This window comes from Shewanella sp. SM23, from assembly GCF_025654295.1.
GTDB classification, from domain to species: domain Bacteria; phylum Pseudomonadota; class Gammaproteobacteria; order Enterobacterales; family Shewanellaceae; genus Shewanella; species Shewanella oncorhynchi.
The window spans coordinates 1-627 of the sequence record NZ_JAKKRM010000066.1 but is presented as its reverse complement, the minus strand read 5'-3'; the positions used below and the strand labels follow the sequence as shown (position 1 = coordinate 627).

1 protein-coding gene is annotated in these 627 nt (G+C 40.5%); it reads left to right on the top strand.

What is annotated here, in order from left to right; translation table 11 throughout:
• Positions 1-123 precede the first annotated feature (123 nt).
• On the top strand, positions 124-561 hold the full coding sequence (gene tnpA, locus L5L98_RS22310; RefSeq protein WP_219255617.1) for an IS200/IS605 family transposase: 438 nt from the start codon (positions 124-126) through the stop codon (positions 559-561).
• Positions 562-627 lie beyond the last annotated feature (66 nt).

Sequence of the window (627 nt, the reverse complement as noted above, 5' to 3'; positions counted from 1 at the left end):
TTTTATTGTCATCCCAAAACCACCGCCTCTGGCGGTGGTGATTGTTCCTTGAGGCTATAGCCTGAATTATGCCCATGCTAAAAGAGACTTCTTATTCACCACAAGTAAGAGGAAACGAAAAGCATGGGCGATTATAGAAGTTCATCACATGTTTATTGGCGTTGCAAATATCATATTGTTTGGACTCCGAAGTACCGTTTTAAAATGTTAAAAGGAAACCTTGGTAAGGAGTTATACAGGTCAATTTATATCCTTTGCAATATGAAGGGTTGTGAGGTTTTAGAATTAAACGTTCAGATAGACCACGTTCACTTGGTAGTCATAATCCCGCCGAAGCTGTCAGTATCAACGCTGATGGGAGTATTGAAAGGAAGAAGTGCGATAAGGTTATTCAATAAATTTCCTCATGTACGTAAAAAGCTATGGGGCAATAGCTTTTGGGCCAGAGGTTATTTTGTAGATACAGTAGGTGTTAATGAAGAAATCATTAGACGATATGTGCGCCATCAAGATAAACAAGATCAGGAACATGAGGCTCAATTGTCGTTGCAGATGATGTAGGTTCTTGGAATAGCCCCTTCCAGGGGCAAGTCAAAGCCGCCTTCTAAGAAGGCGGATTCTTTACTT